We start from the raw sequence: 22,253 nt of genomic DNA, 5'->3' as shown, positions 1-22,253 counted from the left end.
GATAGCCCGGCGCTTACTTCGCCAGGTCTCTTGCCGGTATCTTCTCGAGCAGCGGCAGCACGTCCGCCATCTCCGGCCCGCGCTCGAGCCCGGTCAGGGCCTTGCGCAGCGGCATGAACAGGCCCTTGCCCTTGCGGCCCGTGGCTTCCTTCACCGCCTTGGTCCATTCGCCCCAGGTCTCGGTGGTGTGGGGGCCTTCGGGCAGCAGCGCCATCGCCTCGGCAATGAAGTCGCGATCCTCGTCGGCGATCAGCGGCTCGGCGCCGTCGCGGAACAGCTCCCACCAGCCGGCGATCTCCTTGCGGGTCACGATGTTCTCGCGCGCCACGTTCCAGAAGGCCGCCTGCTTGCCCTCGGGCACGCCGATCTCGGTGAGCTGGGGTGCAACCGCCTCGAGTGGCAGCTGGTGCAGCTTGCGGGCGGTCAGCGGGTAGAGATCCTGCTCGTCGAACTTGGTCGGGGCGGCGCCGAACTGGCTCAGCTCGAAGCCTTCGGCGATCTCGTCCAGCGACAGGCGCAGTTCGACCGGCTGGCTCGAGCCCAGACGCGCCATCAGCGACAGCAGCGCCTCGGGCTCGACACCCGCCTCACGCAGGTCGCGGATCGACAGCACGCCGAGGCGCTTGGACAGCGACTCGCCCTGCGGGCCGGTGAGCAGCGAATGGTGCGCGAAGCCGGGGGGCGTGCCGCCGAGCGCCTCGATGATCTGGATCTGCGTCGCGGTGTTGGTGACGTGGTCCGAGCCGCGCACGATGTTGGTGACGCCCATGTCCATGTCGTCGACCACCGAGGCCAGCGTGTAGAGGATCTGCCCGTCGCCGCGGATCAGCACCGGGTCCGACACCGAGGCGGCGTCGATCGAGATGTCGCCGAGGATGCCGTCGGTCCAGTCGATGCGCTGCTGGTCCAGCTTGAACCGCCAGACGCCGTTGCCGCGCTCGGCACGCAGGGCGTCCTTCTCGGCCTCGGACAGCTCCAGCGCGGCGCGGTCGTAGACCGGCGGCTTGCCCATGTTGAGCTGTTTCTTGCGCTTCAGGTCCAGCTCGGTCGGCGTCTCGAAGGCCTCGTAGAAACGGCCCAGGGCGCGCAGCTCGTCGGCGGCGGCATGGTAGCGGTCCAGCCGCGCGCTCTGTCGCTCCGTCTTGTCCCAGTGCAGACCGAGCCATTCGAGGTCGCGCTTGATGCCGTCGACGTATTCTTCCTTGCTGCGCTCGGCATCGGTGTCATCGATGCGCAGGATGAAGGTGCCGCCGGCCTTGCGCGCGATCAGGTAGTTGAACAGCGCGGTGCGGAGGTTGCCCACATGGATGTGACCGGTGGGCGACGGTGCGAAACGGGTGGTGGTCATGCTAGCCTCCTGCATACGCGGCTGGCAATTTCACAAGCGCGGCGGTTTGTCCAGTTCGCGGCCCTTGGCGCGGTGTCCAAGCCGTGTATTCTCCGCCATATGAGAGACATTCTGACGGTCACGCTCAATCCCGCGCTCGATCTGTCGACCACCACGGATCGCGTGGTGGCCGGGCCGAAGCTGCGCTGTGACACGCCAAGCGCCGATCCCGGCGGCGGCGGCATCAACGTCGCGCGGGTGGCCGCCGAGCTTGGTGGCCCCGCACGGGCGTTTCTGGCACTCGGCGGGCCGACGGGGATGCGGCTCGAGGCGGCGCTGGAAGAACTCGGATTGCCGCTGGTGCGGATGCGCGCCCCGGGCGAAACGCGCGAGAGCCTCGCCGTGCACGACCGCCACAACGGCGAACAATACCGCTTCGTCATGCCCGGGCCGGTCTGGAGCGAGGGGGACGTGCACGACGCGCTTTCGTCGGTTGCCAGCACCGTGCACGAGGGCGGCATCGTGGTGCTCAGCGGCAGCCAGCCGCCGGGGGTGCCGAGTGATTTCCCGATCGAGCTTGCCCGCGCGCTGCGTGAGCGCGGCGCCTATCTGATCGTCGACACCTCGGGGCCGGTGCTCGAGCTTCTGGCCAAGGGCACCGATCCGGCGCCGGCGGTGCTGCGGATGGACAGTCTCGAGGCCGAGGACCTGGCGGGTCGGCCGCTGATGACCCGGGCCGACTCCGCCCGCTTCGCTGCCGAGCTTGTGGCGCGGGGCGCGGCCGAGCGGGTGATCCTTGCGCGCGGCGCGGATGGTTCGGTCATGGCGGGGCCGGACGGGCTCTGGCAGGTGAGCGCGGCCAAGGTCACGGTGCTCTCGGCGGTGGGGGCGGGGGACAGTTTCGTCGGAGCCTATGCCTTCGGGATTTCCTCTGGCCTGAGCGCACCGGAGTCTCTGGCGCTCGGCGCGGCCGCGGCCAGCGCGACGGTGACGACGCCGGGCACGACGCTCTGCACGCGGGCCATGGTGCGCGGGCTGCTCGCGCAATGCGGCGCGCGCGAAATCCGAGCCTGACAGCACTGCGGCCGGGCAGCGGCGCAGCCTACGAAGAGTTCGGTCAATCCCGCGCAAATACAAGGATGTGATGATGCGCCAGCCCGTGCCCTGTGGCCGAATGACGCGGGGGCGCTATCCTTTCGCACAGGAAGACCGCCTGCAGGGCAACAAGAGAGGAAGACGACAATGGACAAGGACAAGATCACCCGCCGCACGGCGCTGACCTGCGCTGCCGCGTTGCCGCTTGGCGCCACTCTTGGCGGTGCCACGAGAGCCCGGGCGCAGGACTCGCAGGGTCCGCAGGTGCCGCGGACCTACCGCGTGCCGCTGGGCGATTTCGAAGTCACCGCGATGATGACCGGCACTCGCACCGTGCCTGACCCACAGGGCACCTTCGGCATGAACGCCAGCGCCGAGGAATTCGCCGAGGTCTCCGAGGCCGCCAACATCCCGACGGACAAGGCGCAGTTCTTCTTCACGCCGACGCTGGTCAATACCGGCAACGCACTGATCCTCTTCGACACCGGGCTCGACCCGGCGGGTATCGTCGCCGCGGTCGAGGCGGCGGGCTATGCCGCGGAGGACGTGAGCCACGTGGTGATCACCCACATGCATGGCGACCACATCGGCGGGCTCTCGGAGAATGGCACGCCAACCTTCGCCAATGCCGCGCTGCTCACCGGGCAGGAGGAATGGGATCACTGGTCCTCCGCCGGCAACGAGACCTTCGACGGCAAGGTGCGCCCGCTGGAGGGAAGCTTCAGCTTCCTCGGCAACGGCGCCGAGGTGGCGCCGGGGATCACTGCCGTTCTGGCGCCCGGGCATACGCCGGGCCATATGTGCTTCATGCTCGAAAGTGGTGGCAAGAAGCTGATGCTGACCGCCGATCTGGCCAACCACTATGTCTGGTCGGTGGGCAAGCCCGACTGGGAAGTGCGCTTCGACATGGACAAGGAGCTCGCCGCCTCGTCGCGACGCAAGATCTTCGGCACCCTGGCCGAGGACAAGACGCCCTTCATCGGCTATCACATGCCCTTCCCGGCGATCGGCTACGTCGAGGCCGAGGACGACGGCTTCCGCTACGTGCCGCACAGCTACCAGCTGCTGCTGAGCTGAGCGGGCCCGAAAGGGTCTGGCTTGCGCGCCCGAGGCGCGCGGGCCTCAGCGGAAGGCCGGCCCGTGCGCCCAGATGGTCAGCGAGTGACGCTCGCCGCTGCTCACCGGGGTCACGCGGTGCAGCATGTAGGACGGGAAGAGCGTGGCGGTGCCGCGCTCTTTTCCTGCCGTGACGATGTGGTTCGACGGCATGACTTCCAGCGCGCCGCCCTCGTAGTCGTCCTCGTCCGAGAGTTGCACAACCATGGTCAGCTTGCGACGCGCGGCGAGGCGGCCTTCCCCGATGTCCGAATGCCAGTCGAAATGCCCTTCGCGCTCGGCACCGTAGCGGGCGATCTGGGCGCTCTCGTCAAAGGCGTCAAGCGCGAAGTCATAGGCGCTGCGATTGGCGTCGCGCACCAGTTCGATAATCCGGTCCATGACCCACTCCGCGCCCGCGACATCGTCGAGCCATACCAGATCGGCCCGGCGCAGGTTGTGCGCGCGCTGCTGCCCCACCAGCCGCGCGTCCGAGGCCTCTGCGGTGCGCGCGATCTCGATGAGACGGGCGCAGTCGGTCTCGGAGAAGGCCTCGGGGATGCTGTGGACGGTGATCATGCGACTCTCCTGCAAACGGAGCGCGCAGCTAAGAGCGGGGGCGGGGAAAATCTGTACCGTTTGCGACATGGATTCCCAAAAGCGACCTGTCTTTGCGTCATTGTGAGAACTCCGCCGCGCCGGGCCGCAGCGCGCCGCGGTTCCCTCTTTTCCCGCGCCCTCCGGCACGCCATATCCGCTGCATGAACACTCCGGATCTCGCCGCCTTCGAGACCATGGCCCGTGCCGCGGTCGATGCCCTGCCTGCGCCCTTCCGCGCCGCCGCCGCCGAGGTCGTGCTGCGCGTCGAGGACTGGCCACCGGAGGAGATTCTCGACGAGATGGAGATCGACGACCCGCTCGAGCTGACCGGTCTCTACGAGGGCATCCCGATGACCGAGAAATCCTCGAGCTGGCCCTCACCCTATCCCGACACGGTCTGGCTGTTCCGCGAGCCGATCCTGCAGGAGTGGCGCGAGCGGGATGACGTGACGCTGGAGGAGCTCGTCATCCACGTGACGGTGCACGAGTTCGCGCATCATTTCGGCTGGTCCGACGACGACATCGCGCGCATCGACCGCTGGTGGGAGTGAGCAGGCGCAAGCTCAGGGGGTGACGCCGCTCTCCTGCAGCAGCGCGCGCATCCGGGTGACGAAGCGCTCGGCGCCGAGGTCTCCCTGCGCGGTTGCGAGCGCGGCGGCGCCGAGGCGATGCCGGAGCGCGGCGTCGTCGAGGAGCGAGGCCAGCACATCTTCCACTGCGCCGGTGCGGGTTACGTCGACGTGCAGCCCATTCTCGCCGTGCCGCACGTAGCCCGCCGAGCCGGCATCGGTCGAGATCACCGGCACGCAGCCATAGGCCATGGATTCCACCGGGGCGAAGCCGAGCGGCTCGCGCACCGAAGGCAGGATGCAGATGTCTGCCCGCCGGTAGAGCTCGGGCATCTGCTTGAAGGGCACATTGGCGTGCAGCTCGAGCCAAGGCTCGGCCGAGGCCACCTCTTGCAGCGCGGCAACCTGCGCGGCGTGTTGCACCGGATCGCCGATGGTGCCCGCCAGCAGCAGCCGCACCTTGCCCGCACGGCCCTGCGCCCGCAGCGCGTCGATCACCATGCCGTGGTTCTTGCGCGGGTTGTGAAGCTTGGCGACGCAGAGAACCGTGACCTCTCGGCCGTTCCGGGTGTCGGCGTCGCAGGGCGCGGCGTCCGGCGCCGCCATGACGGGCCAGGGGATGTAGCGGGCGTCGCGGTTCGGGGGGATGGTCGCGTCGAGCCCCAGCACGGGCGTCACCCGGCGCAGCGGCAGGCCCTGGAAGCGGCGCGTCAGCCGGCGCTTCAGCGGCTCGCGCCAGTGGTAGGGATTGAGGTCGTAGAACCACATCGGCGTGCCGCTGGCACGCGCCAGCCGGGCCACCGCCCGGCGGTGCCGCGCGACGTTGCGCAGGATCACCAGGTCCGGCTGCAGCGCGTCCCAGGCGGCACGGAATGCGCCGGGGTCGGCATCTTGGGGAAAGAGCCGCGGCGCGACGACGCTGTGGTCCTCGGTCTTGCCGCTGCCACTGCCCCAGACCGCCACGTCGATCTCCGCTGCGTTCAGCGCGCGCGTCGCCTCCCAGAGGTTCGTGTGGAACCGTTCGACGACGAAGAGGATCCGGGGCCGCACCGCGCTCACCCGTTGTCGCGCCAGCGGTTGGCGATCGGGTAGCGCCGGTCAAGCCAGAAGGCCTTTTGCGACAGCCGCGCGCCGGGGGCGGACTGGAAGCGCTTGTATTCGGAGATGTAGAGCAAGTGCTCGACCTTCTTGGCGTCGGCGCGGTCGTAGCCGGCGGCAACGCAATCGGAGATCGAGCCGTCCCGGTCCACGAGGATCTCGAGGATGCCGTCAAGCACCGGGTAGTCGGGCAGGCTGTCGCTGTCCTTCTGGTCCTCGCGCAGCTCGGCGGAGGGGGGCTTGGTGATGATCCGCTCGGGGATCACCTCGCCCTCGGGGCCCTTCATCCAAGGGCGCGCGTTCTCGTTGCGCCAGCGGCAGATTTCGAAGACGCGGGTCTTGTAGAGATCCTTGATCGGGTTGTAGCCGCCCGCCATGTCGCCGTAGATCGTGGCGTATCCCACCGCGACCTCGGACTTGTTGCCGGTGGTCAGCAGCATCTCGCCACGCTTGTTGCTGAGCGCCATCAACAGCAGCCCGCGCAGGCGCGACTGGATGTTCTCCTCGGTCAGGTCGGCGGGCCGACCCTCGAAGAGGGGCGCCAGAGTGTTGGTGATCGCAGCCCGCGCCTCGGCGATGGGCACGAAGTCGTAGTGGCAGCCGAGGTTCTTGGCGCAGGCCTTGGCATCTTCGAGCGAGTGCTCGGAGGTGTATTCCGACGGCAGCATCACGCAGCGCACGTTCTCGGCGCCAAGCGCGTCGGTGGCGATGGTGGCAACCAGCGCCGAGTCGATCCCGCCCGACATGCCCAGCAGCACCTTTCCGAAGCCGGTCTTGCGGCAATAGTCGCGCAGGGCCAGCACCATGGCGTGGTAGTCCTGTTCCATCTCGCTCGGGTGCTGCACGAAACGCCCGGCCTCGGCGCGCCATCCTTCGGGGGTGCGCACCAGATCGACCTGCGCGATCTCCTCCTCGAAAACCGGCAGCTGCAGCGCCGCCTGGCCGCCGGGGTTCAGCACGAAGGAGCCGCCGTCGAAGATCTGGTCGTCCTGCCCGCCCACCATGTTGAGGTAGATGAGCGGCAGGCCGGTTTCGATGACCCGCGCCACCATCTTGTTGAGCCGGGTGTCGTGTTTGTTGCGGCGGTAGGGCGAGCCGTTGGGCACCAGCAGGAATTCGGCGCCGGTCTCGGCGAGGGTCTCGGCCACGTCCTCGTACCAGGCATCCTCGCAGATCGGCGAGCCGATGCGCACATTGCCCACCGCGTAGGGTCCGCCGATGGCGCCGCTGTCGAAGACCCGGACCTCGTCGAAGACGCCGTAGTTCGGGAGGTGGTGCTTGAAGACCTGGGTGACGATCCGCCCGCCCCGGCAGATGAGATAGGCGTTGTAGAGCTCCGTGCCTTCGATCCAGGGGCAGCCGATGGCCAGCGCCGGGCCGTCGGCGCAATCCTCGGCCAGCTTGCGTGCAACCTCCATGCAGTCCAGCGTGAAGGCGTGCTTCATCGGCAGGTCCTGCGGGTTGTAGCCGGCGATGAAGAGCTCGGGCAGGGCGACGAGCTGGGCCCCCGCTTCGCGGCCCTTCTCCCAGGCGTCTTTCGCCTTGGCAGCGTTGCCGGCAAGATCGCCCACGGTCGGGTTGAGCTGCGCGAGGGTCAGGCGGAAACGGTCACCCATGAGCCACGTCCTTTTGGTCACATCCGCGTGCCCACATAGCAGAACCACGCCGGAGGGGAAGAAGCTGGGGGCAAAAGAGATTGTCAGCCAAGGGGGTGTTGTTTAGTTTCGCGGCGGCAGAAGGCCCGTTTTCAGGTCGATTTTCGGGGCAGACCAACAGGCATCCGGCAAGGTCCGGCAAGGAAAGCGCATGAAGCTCTCAGGCAGAACCATCCTTACGGCAGTGGCGATCGCGGCGCTGACCTATCCCGCGCTGGCGCAGGTCGAGGGCGGCGAGGTCCAGACCAAGCAATACGACGATGGCGGGGTCTACGAGGGCACCTTCCAGAACGGGCTGCAGCATGGCACCGGCACCTACCGGCTGCCGAATGGCTACGAATACACCGGCCAATGGGCCGAGGGCGAGATCCGCGGCGAGGGCGTCGCGCGCTTCCCGAACGGCTCGGTCTACGAGGGCCAGTTCGCCAAGGGCAAGCCCGAGGGCATCGGCCGCATCGTCTTTGCCGACGGCGGGACCTACGAGGGGTCGTGGCTCGACGGCAAGATCACTGGCAAGGGCGTCATGCAATACGCCAACGGCATGCGCTACGAGGGCGCCTTCCGCAACGCGCTGCACCACGGACGCGGCGTGATGACCGGGCCCAACGGCTACCGCTACGAGGGCGACTGGGTGAACGGCGTCAAGCAGGGCAATGCCGAGATCGCCTATCCCGACGGATCGGTCTTCGAGGGCCGCGTTGCCAACGGGCTGCGCGATGGCCAGGGAAAGCTGACCATGCCGGACGGTCTGATCTACGAGGGCACATGGCGCGAAGGTCAGATCGACGGGATCGGCAAGCTGACTCAGCCAAACGGCGATGTCTACGAGGGAGAACTGGTCGACGGCCGCCGCGAGGGGCAGGGCAAGGTCACCTACGCCAATGGCGATGTCTACGAGGGCCAGTTTGACAACGACCAGCGGCAGGGCAAAGGCGCCTTCATCGGCGAGGACGGCTACCGCTACGAGGGTGACTGGGTCTCGGGGCAGATCGAGGGGCAGGGCAAGGTTACCTATCCCGACGGGTCTGTCTACGAGGGTGCCTTCCTTGGCGATCTCGCCAACGGGACCGGCAAGATCACCTATCCCGACGGCTCCACCTACGAGGGCGATTGGGTCGACGGCGTGATCGAGGGGCAGGGCGTGGCTCGCTACGCCAACGGCTTGGTCTACGAGGGGACGTTCAAGAACGCCCGCAACGATGGGCAGGGGGTGATGACCTACCCCGACGGCTACCGTTACGAGGGCGACTGGAAGGATGGTCAGCGCCACGGCGAGGGCACCGCCACCTATCCTGATGGCACGGTCTATACAGGCGCCTTCCGCGACGGGCAGCGCCACGGGCAGGGCACGATCACCATGCCCGACGGCTTCCGCTACGAGGGTGGCTGGGTCAACGGCGAGATCGAGGGTGCGGGCGTGGCGACCTATGCCAACGGCGATGTCTATGAGGGCAACTTCAAGGACGGCAAGCGACAGGGCGAGGGCACCATGCGCTATGCCACCGGCGAGCAGAGCACCGGCACATGGGTGAACGGCGTTCTGACCACCGACACGCCCGTGCAGGACAGCGAGACCCCTGCGGAGGCGCCGGACGAAGGGGCCGATCCGACCGAGGGCGAGGCGCTTCCGGCGGAGCCGGGCGCCGCGACCTCCGAGTAACGCAGGAACCTCCAAGCTTGAATGCGTGTTTCCCCAAGGTAATCCAGGGAGGCACATGATGAGCAAGTTTCAAGTCGGCGAAATCGTAGAGTGGAATTGGGGCGATGGCAGAGCCAAGGGCAAGATCGCAGATCGCTTCGAGCGCAGGGTCACGCGAAAGATCAAGGGCCAGGAGATCACCCGCAATGGCTCTTCGGACACGCCTGCCTTCCTCATTGAGCAGGAAGACGGCGGCCGGGTGCTGAAACTCGAGAGTGAGCTCTCCAAAGTCTGAGCCAGCGAGCCCGGCCTCAGCCGAGCTCCAGAGTCGCCACCGCGTGCAGGCCGGGTCCGGGCAGTGGAGCGGGGCCCCGATACATGCGGGCGGTGTGGAACATCTGCTCGAGCCCCATCTCGAGGCAATGCGCGGCCAGCGGCGCCGACCCCTGCGGCAGGTCGATCATCACCGGCTCGTCCTCGGTGTGCTGGGCCGCAGCCTCTAGCAGCGTGCTTGCAACCTGCAGATCCGGCGCGCAGAGCGGGCCGATCTTCCAGCCTTCGCGGCACCGCCGCAGGGTGAGGAACCCATCCGGCGCGCCATTGATCCGGTGTACCAGCGTGTAGCGGCTTTGCGCCGGTTCAAGCCAGGCGGCGCAGAAGGCGGGCTTGGCATAGCCGCAGGCGCGGCGCTCCAGCTCCATCAGCAGCGGGTGGTCCGCCGCCGAGGCCGAGGTCACCCCCTTGCCGTGCCCAGCGTGCAACCTCCCGGCGTAGCGCCTGGTCTGTCCGGCCAGCACGAAGCCCGACTTTCGATAGTTCTCCTGCTGCGCCGGTACGCCGTCGAGCCCGACCGTGCGGTCGCCGGCGTGTCTCAGCGCGTGCAGCCAGAGCGCATGGGCGATGCCCTGGCCGCGGTACGCCGGTGCGCAGAGGTAGAGCCCCAGGAAGGCAAGCGTGGGAGAATGGTTCACCACCGAGATCGCCGCCGCCATCTTGCCGCCAAGCTCGGCGCAGAAAAAGCCGCTCGGGTCGGTTGCATGAAAGACCTCGAGATCCTCGAGCCCCGGGTTCCAGCCCTCCTCGGCGGCCCAGTCGAGCGCCCGGCCGAGATCGGCCCGGGTCATGGTTCGCAGCATCATGGCCGCAGGGCGTCGCGCAAGCTCTGCGGCGGAGGCGGGGCCTCGCGCAGATCGAGCGACGACAGCAGATCGAGCAGGTGGCCCTTCATCATCTCCTCCGCCGTGGCGCCGTCGCCCCGTTCAAGGGCGGACAGCAGCGCCTCATGCGCATGAGTTTCGCACATTGCCTCGGGTCTGCGCCAGTAAAGAGCGATGACCAGAGAAGATCTTGCGATGAGCTGGGTGATGAATTCGGCGATGGTGGACTGGTCGGCAATGCGCGCGATCTTGATGTGGAACTCGCCGGAGAGCCGCAGCGCGGTGCCGTAGTCGCCCCTGTCGAGCGCCGCGTGCTCGGCCCTGTTGTGGGCGCGCAGCCGGGCGACGCCCTCTGCTGTGATGCGTTCGGCGGCCGAGCGGGCCGTGCGCGGCTCGAGCAGCGCGCGGGCCTCGAAGACCTCGCGGGCCTCGCGGATCGACGGCTCCGCGACAAAGGCGCCGCGGTTGGGCTCGATCGTGACGAGTTGATCATGCGCCAGCATCTGTAGCGCCGAGCGAACGATTGTCCGCCCCACGCCGAAGATCTCACCGACTTCGTCCTCGTTCAGCTTGAGGCCCGGCGCCAGACGGTGCTCGTGCACCGCCAAGGTCAGCGCATCTGCGACAGACCGGGCCTTGGAGCCCTTGGCGCGTTCTGCGGTTCTTCCCGGGTTTTCCGCTCCTGAGCTCACGCGTGTCTCCTTTCGCTTCACTGTTCCCCCAGAGCCTCTGTGCGCACAAGTGGTGCGGGGATCGCACGGGATGATTTCGAGGATCGTATACAATATGAAGTCAAAAAGCGCACAGAGGTCATGAACATTGGTGAAAATTTAAGCGGACACCAGTTTCTGGCCTTCCCCATCGTCGCCCGCGCTTCGTTTTTCGCGCGCCCCGGGGACACGATCTGGAGGCAGCCGCTGCGGCGGAGCTGAGGCCGGAACAACGGGGGACACATGCGCCAAGGACTCGATCTTGAACTCGTCGGCCTGACCAAGCGCTACGGCGACACTGTCGCGGTGGACGCGATCAACCACCATTTCGGCTCGGGCGTCTATGCCTGCCTGCTCGGCCCCTCGGGCTGCGGCAAATCCTCGACTCTGCGGATGATCGCCGGGCACGAGACGGTCAGCGACGGCTCGATCGTGCTGGGCGGGGCTGACATCTCCTACCTGCCGCCTGCGAAGCGCGGCACGGCGATGATGTTCCAGAGCTACGCGCTCTTTCCGCACCTGTCGGTGGCCGACAACGTCGCCTTCTCCCTGAAGATGAAGGGCGTCGACGCCGCCACACGCCGCAACTCGGCGATGGAGATGCTCTCGCTCGTCGACATGACGCCCTATGCAGAGCGCCTGCCCTCGCAGCTCTCGGGCGGGCAGCAGCAGCGCGTGGCGCTGGCACGGGCGCTGATCACCGAGCCACAGATCCTGTTGCTCGATGAGCCGCTCTCGGCGCTGGACCCGTTCCTGCGCATCCGCATGCGCGCCGAGCTGAAGCGCCTGCAGCGCGAGCTTGGCATCACCTTCGTGCATGTCACCCACGGCCAGGACGAGGCCCTGGCGCTGGCCGACGAGATCGTCGTGATGAACAACGCCGTGATCGAGCAGGCGGGCCCCCCGCGCGACGTGTTCAATGCGCCGAAGACAGAGTTCGTCGCCCGGTTCATGGGGGGGCACAACGTGCTGGCGCTGCCGCAGGGCCGTTTCGCCATCCGCAATGACCTGACGCGCATCGCCCCCGAGACCGGCGCGCCTCTGGGCGGGCGGGTCACCTCGGTGGAGTTCCAGGGCGCGCATGTGGCGGTGACCGTCCTCGCGGCCGGCGATCAGGATGTCACGGCCTGGGTGCCGGAAGCGCAGTTCTTCTCCGATCCGAAATCCCCCGGCGACGGGGTTGGCCTCAGCTGGGACGACCGGGCGCTGCATCCGCTTTCGGCCTGACCGCGCCGCGCGCGGCGCTGCCCCTTCTTCTCTTTCCAAATACGCATTTCCAAAGACCGCAAACCAGAAAAACAACAGACAGGGAGACCACCATGACCAAACAGACCCTCAGCCGGCGGACGCTTCTGAAGGGCGCCGCCGCCGCAGGTGCGGCCAGCGCCTTCCCGGCGCCGATGATCTGGGCGCAGAACATCAAGGATGTCACTCTGCGCCAATTCGGCACCGGCGTGTCGAACCTCAACGAGGTGGGCCAGAAGGTGAAGGAAGACCTTGGCTTCACGCTCGAGATGACCGCGCTGGATTCCGACGCGGTGACCCAGCGGGCCGCCACCCAGCCCGGCAGCTTCGACATCGCCGACATCGAGTACTGGATCTGCAAGAAGGTCTGGCCGACCGGCAACCTGCAGGCCATGGATGTCAGCAAGATCAAGAACTACGACAAGATCGTCGGTATCTTCAAGGACGGCAAGCTGACGCCCGAGTCGACCATCGCGCAGGGCACCGCGCCGCATACCGTGGGCTTTACCGACGGTCCCGACGGCACCACGTTCGCCTCGGAACAGACCAACTGGATGACCCTCATCCCGACGATCTACAACGCCGACACACTGGGCATCCGCCCCGACCTCATCGGTCGCCCGATCGACACTTGGGCCGAGCTTCTGAACCCCGAGTTCAAGGGCAAGGCCTCGATCCTCGACATTAGCTCGATCGGCATCATGGACGCCGCCATGGTCTGCGAAGCGATGGGCGAGATCGCCTATGGCGACAAGGGCAACATGACCCGCGAAGAGATCGACAAGACCATGGCGATCTTCACCGAGGCCAAGAAAGCCGGCCAGTTCCGCGCCTTCTGGAAGACCTTCGACGAGAGCGTCAACCTGATGGCCTCGGGCGAGGTGGTGATCCAGTCGATGTGGTCGCCGGCGATCACGGCCGTCAAGTCGCGTGGCATCGATTGCGTCTACCAGCCGCTGAAGGAGGGCTACCGCTCGTGGGGCGGCGGCATCGGCCTGTCGAAGAACCTCTCGGGGCTCGAGCTCGACGCGGCCTACGAGTACATCAACTGGTACCTCGATGGCTGGGTCGGCGGCTTCCTGATGCGCCAGGGCTATTACTCGGCGGTCCCGGAAACCTCAAAGGATTACATGACCGAGAACGAGTGGGGTTACTGGTTCGAGGGCAAGGAAGCCACCGACACCATCACCAACCCCTTCGGCGACGCCATGGCACAGGCCGGCGAGGTGCGCGACGGCGGTTCCTTCGAGGAGCGCATGGGCTCCGTCGCCTGCTGGAACGCGGTCATGGACGAGAACCAGTACATGGTCCGCAAGTGGAACGAGTTCATCGCGGCCTGATCTTCTCGGCCTGATCCCTCGGGTCTGACCTTCACACCTTGGTCCTGACCGAGACCGCCGCGCCCCGGATGTGCCCGGGGCGCGGCCCATGATGCGGTGCAGCCGCAGGACACAACGACCGGAGGCCCCATGCGCGCTGGCGAAACGAACCGACACCTGACCGGCTGGCTGCTGGCCTCGCCCCTGACGCTCGTCCTGATCCTCTTCCTCGTGCTGCCCATCGCGATGATCGTCGTCGTCAGCTTCTGGCAGGCGACGGAATTCTCGATCATCCCGGCCTTCAGCTGGGAAAATTACGATTTCCTCTTCGGCTCGCCGGTGACCTACCGGGTGTTCGGCAACACCATCAAATATGCGCTGATCGTCTGGGCCTTCACCCTTGGGATCGGCTTCACCGTCGCCTATTTCCTCGCCTTCCACGTGCGCACTCAAACGTGGCAGATCGCGCTCTTCCTGCTCTGCACCATCCCGTTCTGGACCTCGAACATCATCCGGATGATCTCGTGGATCCCCTTTCTCGGGCGCAACGGGCTGGCCAACTCGGCGCTGATCTCGGCGGGCATCACCGACGAGCCGCTGGACTGGCTGCTTTACTCGGACTTCTCGGTGATCCTGGCCTTCGTGCATCTCTACACGCTGTTCATGGTGGTGCCGATCTTCAACACCATGATGCGCATCGACAAATCGCTGATCGAGGCGGCCTATGACGGCGGCGCCAGCGGGTTCCAGACGCTGACCAACGTGATCATCCCGCTGTGCAAGCCGGGCATCATGATCGGCACGATCTTCGTTGTCACATTGGTGATGGGCGACTTCGTTACGGTCCGATTCATGTCAGGCTCGCAATCGGCCAACGTCGGCCGGCTCATCCAGAACGACATCGCGCTGCTGCAGTACCCCTCGGCCTCGGCCACGGCGGTGGTGCTGCTGGTCACCGTGCTGATGGTCATCGGCATCCTTCTGCGCTTCGTCGACATCCGCAAGGAGCTCTGATCCATGGAAACCCGCCCCCGCTCCTTCTACGTGCTCGGCGCTTTCTTCGTGCTGTTCCTGCTGTTCCTCTACGGGCCGACCTTCACCATCGCGATCCTCAGCTTCCAAGGGCCACAGGGCGGCCTCACCTTCCCGATGCGCGGCGCGTCGCTGCACTGGTTCTTCGACCTCTTCCAGCAGCAGGCGGTGGGCGACATCTGGGGCAGCTTCCGCCGCAGCTTCGTGCTGGGGCTCATGGTCATGGTCACCACCGTCATCGTCTCGGTGATGGGCGGGCTGGCCTTCCGCAAGCGCTTCGCCGGCAACGTGGTGCTGTTCTACCTGGTGATCACCGCGCTGGTGATCCCCTCGATCCTGGTCTCGCTCGGGGTCGGGCTGATCTTCAGCCAGGCCGGGCTGAAGATCCACTGGGCCAGCTCCGGCTTCGGCTCGCAGCTGACATGGACGCTGCCCTTCGGCTTGCTGATCATGTTCGCGGTGTTCAACCGTTTCGACAAATCCTACGAGGAGGCGGCCCGCGATCAGGGCGCGAGCAACTGGCAGGCGTTGCGCCACGTGGTGCTGCCGATCATCGCGCCCTCGCTGATCGGCGTCGCGCTCTTCGGGTTCACGCTCAGCTACGACGAGTTCGCCCGCACCCTGCTGACCGCGGGCAGCTACAACACGCTGCCGCTCGAGATCTACGGCATGACCACCAATGTCACCACGCCGGTGATCTTTGCGCTCGGCACGCTGACCACGGCGTTTTCGCTGGTGATTATCGGGGTGTTCCTGATCACCGTCTGGTCGATGAACAAGCGGCGGGCGAAGCAGGGGTCGGATGCCGGCAAGGGCATGATCTGATGGCCTACCTCATTATCAACCCCAACAGCACCGCCGCGATGACCGAGGCCATGCTGGAGGTCGCCCGCGCCTCGGTGCCGGGGCTGACCCTCGAGGGCTGGACGAATGCCGACGGCCCGCCCGCCATCCAGGGTCACGCCGACGGGCTGAAGGCTGCGCCGCCGCTGCTGGGGCTGATCGACAAGGCCAATGCCGAGGGCTTCGAGGGCATCATCATCGCCTGTTTCGACGACACCGCGCTGGCCGAGGCGCAGGCCCGCTCGAAGGTGCCGGTGATCGGCATCGGGCAGGCGGCCTATCACGCCGCCGCCCTGCGCGGCTGGAGCTTCTCAGTGGTCACTACGCTGGCGGTTTCGGTGCCGATCCTCGAGGAGAACGTCATCCGCTATGGCTTCGAGCACCTGCTGGGCAAGGTGCGCGCCTCCGACGTGCCGGTTCTGGCGCTTGAGGAAGATCCCGAGGCGGCGACCGAGGCGGTGGCCGCCGAGACCGCGCGTTCCATGGCGGGCGACGGTGTGGATTGCGTGATCCTCGGCTGCGCCGGCATGGCGAAGCTGACGGCACACCTGCGGGAACGGTTCGACAAGCCGGTGATCGACGGCGTGGAAAGCGCGGCGCGGCTGATCTCGGTGCTCTGATCCGCCGAGCTATCGTCAAGAGGATGGCTCAGGCCAGCGCCTTGCCTGTCGCTCCCTCGCACACCCCGGCCTTCGCCATCTTCGGCCAGCTCGCGAGGATCGCCGCGCAGCCCTTTACCCTGTGCTGGACGAGCAGCGCCGGAAGGTCCACGAGCCGCCCGATGATGATCCGTTCGCCCGGCTTCGAGACCTCCACCGCGATGGTCAGCGGCGCATCCTCGGGCATCCCCGTCTCCAGCAGCGACCGGGTGATCCGCTCGGCCTGGCTCACCGCCATGTAGAGCGCCAGCGCGACGCCGGGCCGGGCGTGGCGGGCGCAGTCGGGCAGGGGATCGCCGGCGCGGGCGTGGCCAGTGGCCAGCACCAGCGCATCGGTCTCGCCGCGCGTCGTCAACGGGATGCCGGCGCGGGCGGCGGCGGCCATGGCAGCGGTCACCCCGGGGACGATCTCGGTCTCGATGCCGTGCATCCGCGCGGCCTCGAGTTCCTCGGCGGCGCGTCCGAAGATGCCGGGATCGCCGGACTTGAGACGCACGACATTGCGCCCCCGCAGGGCGGCGGCAACGATGACGGCGTTGATCTGCTCCTGCGGCCAGGCGTGGGCGCCGACCTCCTTGCCGACGAAGACCAGCTCGGCGCGCGGCCCGGCCAGCGCCAGCACCTCGGGATCGACGAGCCGGTCATAGAAGATCACATCGGCTGTCTGAAGACGCGCCGCCGCCCGCAGGGTCAGCAGATCCGCCGCGCCGGGGCCAGCCCCGACGAGGGCGATGGTCCCCTTGGCCGGCATCTCGTCCGGCGTGGCGATGTGAAAGCTGGGAAGAACGCTCATCTCGGGCTCCTCATTCTGCGGCTTCGGGGGTCAAGGTCTTGGCGCGGGACAGCAGGGCCGCGAGCTCGGGGCGGCAGGAGCCGCAGTTGCTGCCCGCCTGCAGCGCCGCGCCGATGGCGTCGACACTCATCAGCCCCTGCGTCTCGATGCCGTCCAGGATGGTGTTCACCCCGACGTTGAAGCAGGCGCAGACCACCGGACCAGGATCGGGCTGGTCGGCGGGGGCGCGTCCGGTGAGCACATGCGGCGCTTCTTCACCGGGCAGCGTGGCGACATGGCTGCGCATCACCCCCACCGGCTCGGGCGAGACGAAGAGCGCGGCGCGCAGCCGGCCCTCGGCGTGAAAGGCGATGCGGACCGAACCACGGCGCGGATCGCTGACCACCTGAGCCTCGGCGCGCGGCAGGTCGAAGAGGCGGCGCGCCTCGGCCTCCCAGTCTTCGGGAGCCTCGCTCCCGGCCATCTCGAGCCGCCAGCCGCTCTCGGTGCGGGCGACCGCCCAATAGTCGCTTTCGGGCGCCATCTCGGTGCAGGAAACGGCAAAGCCGTACCACTTGGCGCTGAAGGGCGCGAGCGCGACCACCGCGCCCTTGCTCTCGGGCTGGCCCGAGATCGGGTCGGTGATGGGGGGCACGAGCGCGTCGATGCGGGCGGCGGGCGCGGTCTCGCCGGTCCAGTGTATGGGGGCAAAGACCTCGCCGCGCTGCACCTTGTCGGTGATGAGGGCCCGCAGGAGGGCCGTTCCGTGAGTGGAGGTGACCCGCACGAGGCTGGCGGGCGCGATCGCCAGCGCCGCCGCGTCCTCGGGATGGATCTCGACGAAGGGCTCGGCGAGATGCGCCGACAGCCGCGGCGAGCGCGCCGTGCGGGTCATCGTGTGCCACTGGTCGCGGATACGCCCGGTGTTGAAGCGGAAGGGGAAGCGACGTGCGGTCTTCTGAGCGAAGTCCTTCCATTTCACCGGCACCATGCGGGCGCGGCCACTCTCGGTGTAGAAGGCGCCGTCGCCAAAGAACCGCCCGCCCCTGCGCGCTCCGGCGTAGGGCCAGCGAAAGGGCGCGAGCGCGTGGTATGCTGCGTCTGAAAGATCGGCATGGCCCGAGATGTCGAAATCCTTGCCGAAACCGCCGGCGATGCCCGAAAGCGCGGCGTGCTCGCGGAAGATCTCGGCGGGGGAGGCATAGTCGAAAGCCGAATGCCAGCCCATGCGCCTTCCCACTTCCGAGAGGATTTCCCAGTCGGGTTTTGCCGCGCCGGGCGCGGGCAGGGCGGCGCGCTGGCGCGAGATGGTGCGGTCGGAATTGGTGACGGTGCCCTCCTTCTCGCCCCAAGCGGTGGCGGGCAGCAGCACATCCGCAAGCCGGGCGGTGTCGGTGGCGGCGGTGATGTCGCTGACCACCACGAAGGGGCAGTCCTTGATCGCGTCACGCACCCGGTCGGCGTCGGGCATGGTGACGGCGGGGTTGGTGTGGATCACCCAGAGCGCCTTTATCCGGCCCTCGCCCACGGCCTGGAAAAGGTCCACCGTCTTCAGCCCGGGCGTGTCGGGGATGGTGGGCGCGGACCAGAATTCGCGCACGGCGGAGCGGTGGGAAATATTCTCGATATCTAGATGGCAGGCCAGCATGTTCGCCAGCCCGCCGACCTCGCGCCCGCCCATGGCGTTGGGCTGGCCGGTGACAGAAAGCGGCCCCATGCCCGGCTTGCCGATGCGCCCGGTGGCGAGGTGGCAGTTGAGGATCGCATTGACCTTGTCGGTGCCCGAGGAGGACTGGTTCACGCCCTGCGAGAAAACGGTGACGACTTTCTTGGTGCGCACGAAGAGATCGTAGAACCGCCGCAGCGTGGCGGTGTCGAGCCCGGTGCGGGCAGGATCATCGTCCGAGGCCGATCCCAACGCGGCTTCGAAACCCTCGACATGGGTGATGAAATCTGCGTCCACCGCGCCCTGCGCGGCGATCTCGGTCAGCAGTCCGTTGAACAGCGCCACATCCGTTCCGGCCTTCAGCGGCAGGTGCAGGTCGGCGGCGTCGCAGGTGGCGGTGCGGCGCGGATCGACCACGACGACCTTCATGCCCGGGCGCGCCTTCTTCGCAGCGACGACGCGCTGGAACAGCACCGGGTGGCACCACGCAAGGTTGCTGCCCACCAGCACCACCAGATCGGCCTCTTCGAGGTCCTCGTAGCTGCCGGGCACGGTGTCGGTGCCGAAGGCGCGCTTGTGGCCTGCCACGGTCGAGGCCATGCAGAGTCGCGAGTTGGTGTCGATGTTGGCGGAGCCGATGAAGCCCTTCATCAGCTTGTTGGCGACGTAGTAATCCTCGGTCAGCATCTGACCCGAGACGTAGAAGGCCACGCTGTTCGGCCCGTGCTCGGCGATGGTCTCGCGGAAGCGCAGGGCGACGAGGTCGAGCGCGGCATCCCACTCGCTGTCGAGCCCGTTGACCCGCGGCTTCAGCAACCGGCCCTCAAGCCCCACCGTCTCGCCCAATTGCGAGCCCTTGGAGCAGAGGCGCCCCTTGTTGGCCGGGTGCGCGGGGTCGCCGCGCACGACGAGCCCGCCCGCCCCGTCGGGGCGCAGCAGCACGCCGCAGCCGACGCCGCAATAGGCGCAGGTCGAGCGGATTTCAGGCAGGCCCGAGCCGTCCATCACGCGGCGCTCCGCTTTCCGACGGCATGGCCGTCGAGCAGGATACGCGCCCCCTCGAGCCGCACCGGGTAGGTGGCGATGCGACCCTCGTCGGCGCCCTGCGCCTCACCGGTGTGGAGGTCGAACACCCAGTTGTGCAGCGGGCAGGTAACCTTCTGGCCGTGCACGATGCCCTCCGAGAGCGGCCCCGCCTTGTGCGGGCAGGCGTTGGAGGCGGCGAAAACCTCCGCCTCGGCGGTGCGGAAGATCGCCACGCAGCCCACGGGGGTCTTTACCAGCCGCGCCCCGCGCAGGGGGATGTCGTCGATATGTCCGATGTCGATCCAGCTCATTCCGCAGCCTCCAGCGTGAGATCGGCGAGCGGGTGGAAGCGGCGCGCCACCTCCGGTTTGGCCCGCTCGGCCCAGGGGTCCTTTTGGTAGACGGATTGCGACAGGTCGAAACGCTCGACCAGCGCTTGCCGCTCAGCGGCATCCGCGAGGGTTTCCTTCACCCAGTCGAGCCCCACCTTGGCGACCCATTTGTAGGGCCTGTCGAGATACTTGGCGTGCTCGCGGTAGAGCTGGATGAAGGCGACGGTCCATTCCATCGCCTCTTCCTCGGTGCGCACGTCCACCAGACGCTCGGTCTCCTTCACGTCCATGCCCGCGGCCCCGGCGACGCCGATCTGGAAGCCAGAGTCGACGCAGACGATGCCGACGTCCTTGCAGGTGGCCTCGGCGCAGTTGCGCGGGCAGCCCGAGACGCCGAGCTTGACCTTATGCGGCGTCCAAGAGCCCCACAGCCTCCGCTCGAGCGCGATGCCGAGCCCGGTGCTATCCTGCGTGCCGAAGCGGCACCAGTCGCTGCCCACGCAGGTCTTCACCGTGCGCAGACCCTTGGTGTAGGCGTGGCCCGAGACCATGCCGGCCTGATTGAGGTCATGCCAGATGGCGGGCAGGTCTTCCTTTTTCACCCCCAGAAGGTCGATGCGCTGGCCGCCGGTGACCTTGACCGTGGCGCCGTATTTCTCGGCCGCCTGTGCGATGGCCATCAATTCCTGCGGGGTGGTCATGCCGCCCCACATGCGGGGCATCACGCTATAGGTGCCGTCCTTCTGGATGTTGGCGTGGTTGCGCTCGTTGACGAAGCGGCTCTGCGGGTCGTCCACGTAGTCGAGCGGCCAGTCGGCGAGCAGGTAGAAGTTCACCGCCGGGCGGCAGACATGGCAGCCGTTGCGCGTGGTCCAGCCGAGTTCCTGCCAGACCGCCTCCTGCGATTTAAGCTCCTGCGACTTAATCAGGCGGCGCACGTCCTCATGGCTGAGATCGGTGCAGCCGCAGATGGATCGCGCGGCGGGGATGACGAAGTCATCGCCCAGCGTTGCGCCGAGCAGTTGCTCGACCAGCCCGGTGCAGGTGCCGCAGGAGGCACTCGCCTTGGTGGTGGCGCGGATCGCCCCGAGGTCGGTCGCGCCGGTGAGGATGGCATCTTCGATCTGTCCCTTGCAGACGCCGTTACAGCCGCAGATCTCCGCGTCACGCGGTAAGGCTGCAACGGCCGCCATAGGGTCCGCAGCGGCCCCCCCCTGGTAGGCCGGTCCGAAGATCAGCGTCTCGCGCATCTCCTCGACGTCGGTGGCGTCCTTGATAAGGCCGTGGAACCACGCGCCGTCGGCGGTGTCGCCATACATGACCGCGCCGATCAGGCGATTGCCCTTGAGGATCAGCCGCTTGTAGACGCCGCGGGCCGGGTCGCGGAAAACAATGTCCTCGCGGCCGTCACCTTCGGCGAAATCGCCCGCCGAGAAGAGATCGCAGCCGGTGACCTTGAGCTTGGTGGCAACTTCCTTCTGCAAGAAGCTCGCCTCCTGCCCGAGCAGGGTCTTGGCCAGCACCTTGGCCTGATCGTAAAGCGGCGCGACAAGGCCGAAGATCGCCCCGGCGTGCTCGACGCATTCGCCAAGCGCCAGAACATCGGGGTCCGAGGTGACCATCTGGTCGTCGACGACAATGCCGCGGTTCACCTCAAGCCCCGCCGCCTTGCCGAGCGCGGTGCTCGGGCGGATGCCGACGGCCATGACCAGCAGGTCGCAGGGCAGCTCGGTGCCGTCATCCAGTTGCAGCGCGCGGACATGGCCGCGGTCGTCCGCGAGGATCTGCTTGGAGTTGGCCTTGCAGTGGATGCGGATGCCCTTGTCGACCAGCGACTTGCGCAGCAAGTAGCCCGCCGCCTCGTCGAGCTGGCGCTCCATCAGGTGGCCCATGATGTGCACCACGTCGACCTCGGTGCCGCGTGCGGCCATGCCGGCGGCGGCTTCCAGCCCCAGAAGGCCGCCGCCGATGACAACCGCCCTTTTGGCCGCGCCAAGCGCCATCATCGCCTCGGTGTCCTCAAGGTCGCGGTAGGGGATGACGCCCTCCAGGTCATGTCCCGGAAGCGGGATGATGAAGGGGTTCGACCCGGTGGCGATGACCAGCTTGTGGTAGGGCAGGGTGCCTTTCTCGCCGGTAACCACCTTTGCAGCGGTGTCGATCGCCACGACCTTCTCGCCGAAGCGGCAGGTCACGCCCCGCTCTTCGTACCAAGCGGCGTCATGGGTGACGATGTCCTCGTAGGTCTTTTCACCCGACAGCACTGGCGAGAGCATCAGCCGGTTGTAGTTGCCGCGCGGCTCGGCGTTGAAGAGCGTGATGTCATAGGCGCCGGGCGCCTCGTCGATCAGATGTTCCAGCATGCGGCCAGAGGCCATGCCGGCACCGATCACGATGAGTTTCTTCGCCATCTT

General features: G+C 67.3%; 20 protein-coding genes. 10 read left to right on the top strand and 10 right to left on the bottom strand.

The window, feature by feature from the left end:
* Window positions 1–13: 13 nt before the first annotated feature.
* Window positions 14–1,348, bottom strand: a complete 1,335-nt coding sequence (gene gltX, locus G0Q01_RS21710) for a glutamate--tRNA ligase (RefSeq protein ID WP_164197671.1) — start codon at window positions 1,346–1,348, stop codon at window positions 14–16.
* 99 nt (window positions 1,349–1,447) lie between these two features.
* Here gltX and G0Q01_RS21705 point away from each other — a divergent pair, with 99 nt between their 5' ends.
* A complete protein-coding gene (locus tag G0Q01_RS21705) occupies window positions 1,448–2,401 on the top strand; it encodes a 1-phosphofructokinase family hexose kinase (RefSeq protein ID WP_164197670.1) in 954 nt (317 codons plus the stop codon).
* Between the two features lie 168 nt (window positions 2,402–2,569).
* Window positions 2,570–3,499, top strand: coding sequence for an MBL fold metallo-hydrolase (locus G0Q01_RS21700; protein ID WP_164197669.1), 930 nt, complete (start codon window positions 2,570–2,572; stop codon window positions 3,497–3,499).
* Between the two features lie 45 nt (window positions 3,500–3,544).
* Here G0Q01_RS21700 and G0Q01_RS21695 read toward each other — a convergent pair whose 3' ends face one another.
* Window positions 3,545–4,096, bottom strand: coding sequence for a 2OG-Fe(II) oxygenase (locus G0Q01_RS21695; RefSeq protein WP_108964333.1), 552 nt, complete (start codon window positions 4,094–4,096; stop codon window positions 3,545–3,547).
* Window positions 4,097–4,278: 182 nt separating this feature from the next.
* Between G0Q01_RS21695 and G0Q01_RS21690 the strand changes: the two genes are divergently transcribed.
* Window positions 4,279–4,668, top strand: coding sequence for a metallopeptidase family protein (locus tag G0Q01_RS21690; protein ID WP_164197668.1), 390 nt, complete (start codon window positions 4,279–4,281; stop codon window positions 4,666–4,668).
* A 12-nt stretch (window positions 4,669–4,680) separates the two neighbouring features.
* Here the strand turns inward: G0Q01_RS21690 and G0Q01_RS27410 are convergent, their stop codons facing one another.
* Together G0Q01_RS27410 and G0Q01_RS21680 are read right to left on the bottom strand one after the other, a co-directional pair.
* Window positions 4,681–5,736 (bottom strand): glycosyltransferase family 4 protein, encoded by a 1,056-nt coding sequence (locus G0Q01_RS27410; RefSeq protein WP_164197667.1) that lies wholly within the window; start codon window positions 5,734–5,736, stop codon window positions 4,681–4,683.
* A gap of 5 nt (window positions 5,737–5,741) precedes the next feature.
* Window positions 5,742–7,400 (bottom strand): NAD+ synthase, encoded by a 1,659-nt coding sequence (locus G0Q01_RS21680; protein ID WP_164213852.1) that lies wholly within the window; start codon window positions 7,398–7,400, stop codon window positions 5,742–5,744.
* A gap of 190 nt (window positions 7,401–7,590) precedes the next feature.
* Here G0Q01_RS21680 and G0Q01_RS21675 point away from each other — a divergent pair, with 190 nt between their 5' ends.
* Both G0Q01_RS21675 and G0Q01_RS21670 read left to right on the top strand, forming a co-directional pair.
* Window positions 7,591–9,099, top strand: coding sequence for an MORN repeat-containing protein (locus G0Q01_RS21675; protein ID WP_164197665.1), 1,509 nt, complete (start codon window positions 7,591–7,593; stop codon window positions 9,097–9,099).
* A gap of 58 nt (window positions 9,100–9,157) precedes the next feature.
* Window positions 9,158–9,373: a DUF2945 domain-containing protein gene (locus G0Q01_RS21670; RefSeq protein ID WP_203595120.1), complete on the top strand. Its 216-nt coding sequence runs from the start codon at window positions 9,158–9,160 to the stop codon at window positions 9,371–9,373.
* 16 nt (window positions 9,374–9,389) lie between these two features.
* On the opposite strand, the gene G0Q01_RS21665 is transcribed toward G0Q01_RS21670, so the two are convergent.
* Both G0Q01_RS21665 and G0Q01_RS21660 read right to left on the bottom strand, forming a co-directional pair.
* Window positions 9,390–10,202 carry a GNAT family N-acetyltransferase gene (locus tag G0Q01_RS21665; RefSeq protein WP_235940314.1) on the bottom strand — a complete coding sequence of 271 codons (813 nt, stop codon included), beginning with the start codon at window positions 10,200–10,202 and terminating at the stop codon, window positions 9,390–9,392.
* 11 nt (window positions 10,203–10,213) lie between these two features.
* Entirely contained in the window at window positions 10,214–10,927 is a 714-nt protein-coding gene (locus G0Q01_RS21660; protein WP_164197663.1) for a GntR family transcriptional regulator, read from the bottom strand.
* Between the two features lie 261 nt (window positions 10,928–11,188).
* On the opposite strand from G0Q01_RS21660, the gene G0Q01_RS21655 reads away from it, so the two are divergent.
* From G0Q01_RS21655 to G0Q01_RS21635, 5 genes are all read left to right on the top strand, one after another.
* Window positions 11,189–12,172, top strand: coding sequence for an ABC transporter ATP-binding protein (locus G0Q01_RS21655; RefSeq protein ID WP_164213851.1), 984 nt, complete (start codon window positions 11,189–11,191; stop codon window positions 12,170–12,172).
* A 92-nt stretch (window positions 12,173–12,264) separates the two neighbouring features.
* Window positions 12,265–13,530, top strand: a complete 1,266-nt coding sequence (locus G0Q01_RS21650) for a PotD/PotF family extracellular solute-binding protein (protein WP_164197661.1) — start codon at window positions 12,265–12,267, stop codon at window positions 13,528–13,530.
* A gap of 129 nt (window positions 13,531–13,659) precedes the next feature.
* Window positions 13,660–14,523 (top strand): ABC transporter permease, encoded by an 864-nt coding sequence (locus G0Q01_RS21645; RefSeq protein ID WP_164197660.1) that lies wholly within the window; start codon window positions 13,660–13,662, stop codon window positions 14,521–14,523.
* Window positions 14,524–14,526: 3 nt separating this feature from the next.
* A complete protein-coding gene (locus G0Q01_RS21640) occupies window positions 14,527–15,366 on the top strand; it encodes an ABC transporter permease (RefSeq protein ID WP_164197659.1) in 840 nt (279 codons plus the stop codon).
* A complete protein-coding gene (locus G0Q01_RS21635; RefSeq protein ID WP_164197658.1) occupies window positions 15,366–16,004 on the top strand; it encodes an aspartate/glutamate racemase family protein in 639 nt (212 codons plus the stop codon). The genes G0Q01_RS21640 and G0Q01_RS21635 overlap by 1 nt, the downstream gene beginning before the upstream one ends.
* Window positions 16,005–16,032: 28 nt before the next feature.
* Here G0Q01_RS21635 and cobA read toward each other — a convergent pair whose 3' ends face one another.
* The 4 genes from cobA to nirB are packed head-to-tail and all read right to left on the bottom strand — an operon-like array spanning window position 16,033 to window position 22,250.
* Window positions 16,033–16,836 carry a uroporphyrinogen-III C-methyltransferase gene (cobA, locus tag G0Q01_RS21630; protein WP_164197657.1) on the bottom strand — a complete coding sequence of 268 codons (804 nt, stop codon included), beginning with the start codon at window positions 16,834–16,836 and terminating at the stop codon, window positions 16,033–16,035.
* Between the two features lie 10 nt (window positions 16,837–16,846).
* Complete coding sequence (locus tag G0Q01_RS21625) at window positions 16,847–19,486, bottom strand: nitrate reductase (protein WP_164197732.1); 2,640 nt, start codon at window positions 19,484–19,486, stop codon at window positions 16,847–16,849.
* Window positions 19,486–19,818 (bottom strand): nitrite reductase small subunit NirD, encoded by a 333-nt coding sequence (nirD, locus tag G0Q01_RS21620; RefSeq protein ID WP_164197656.1) that lies wholly within the window; start codon window positions 19,816–19,818, stop codon window positions 19,486–19,488. The genes G0Q01_RS21625 and nirD overlap by 1 nt, the downstream gene beginning before the upstream one ends.
* Window positions 19,815–22,250, bottom strand: coding sequence for a nitrite reductase large subunit NirB (gene nirB / locus G0Q01_RS21615; RefSeq protein ID WP_164213850.1), 2,436 nt, complete (start codon window positions 22,248–22,250; stop codon window positions 19,815–19,817). The genes nirD and nirB overlap by 4 nt, the downstream gene beginning before the upstream one ends.
* Between the last annotated feature and the right edge of the window lie 3 nt (window positions 22,251–22,253).

The organism is Salipiger sp. PrR007, from assembly GCF_010499845.1.
Classification (GTDB): Bacteria; Pseudomonadota; Alphaproteobacteria; order Rhodobacterales; family Rhodobacteraceae; genus Salipiger; species Salipiger pacificus_A.
This window is presented reverse-complemented; position numbering and strand designations above follow the sequence as displayed.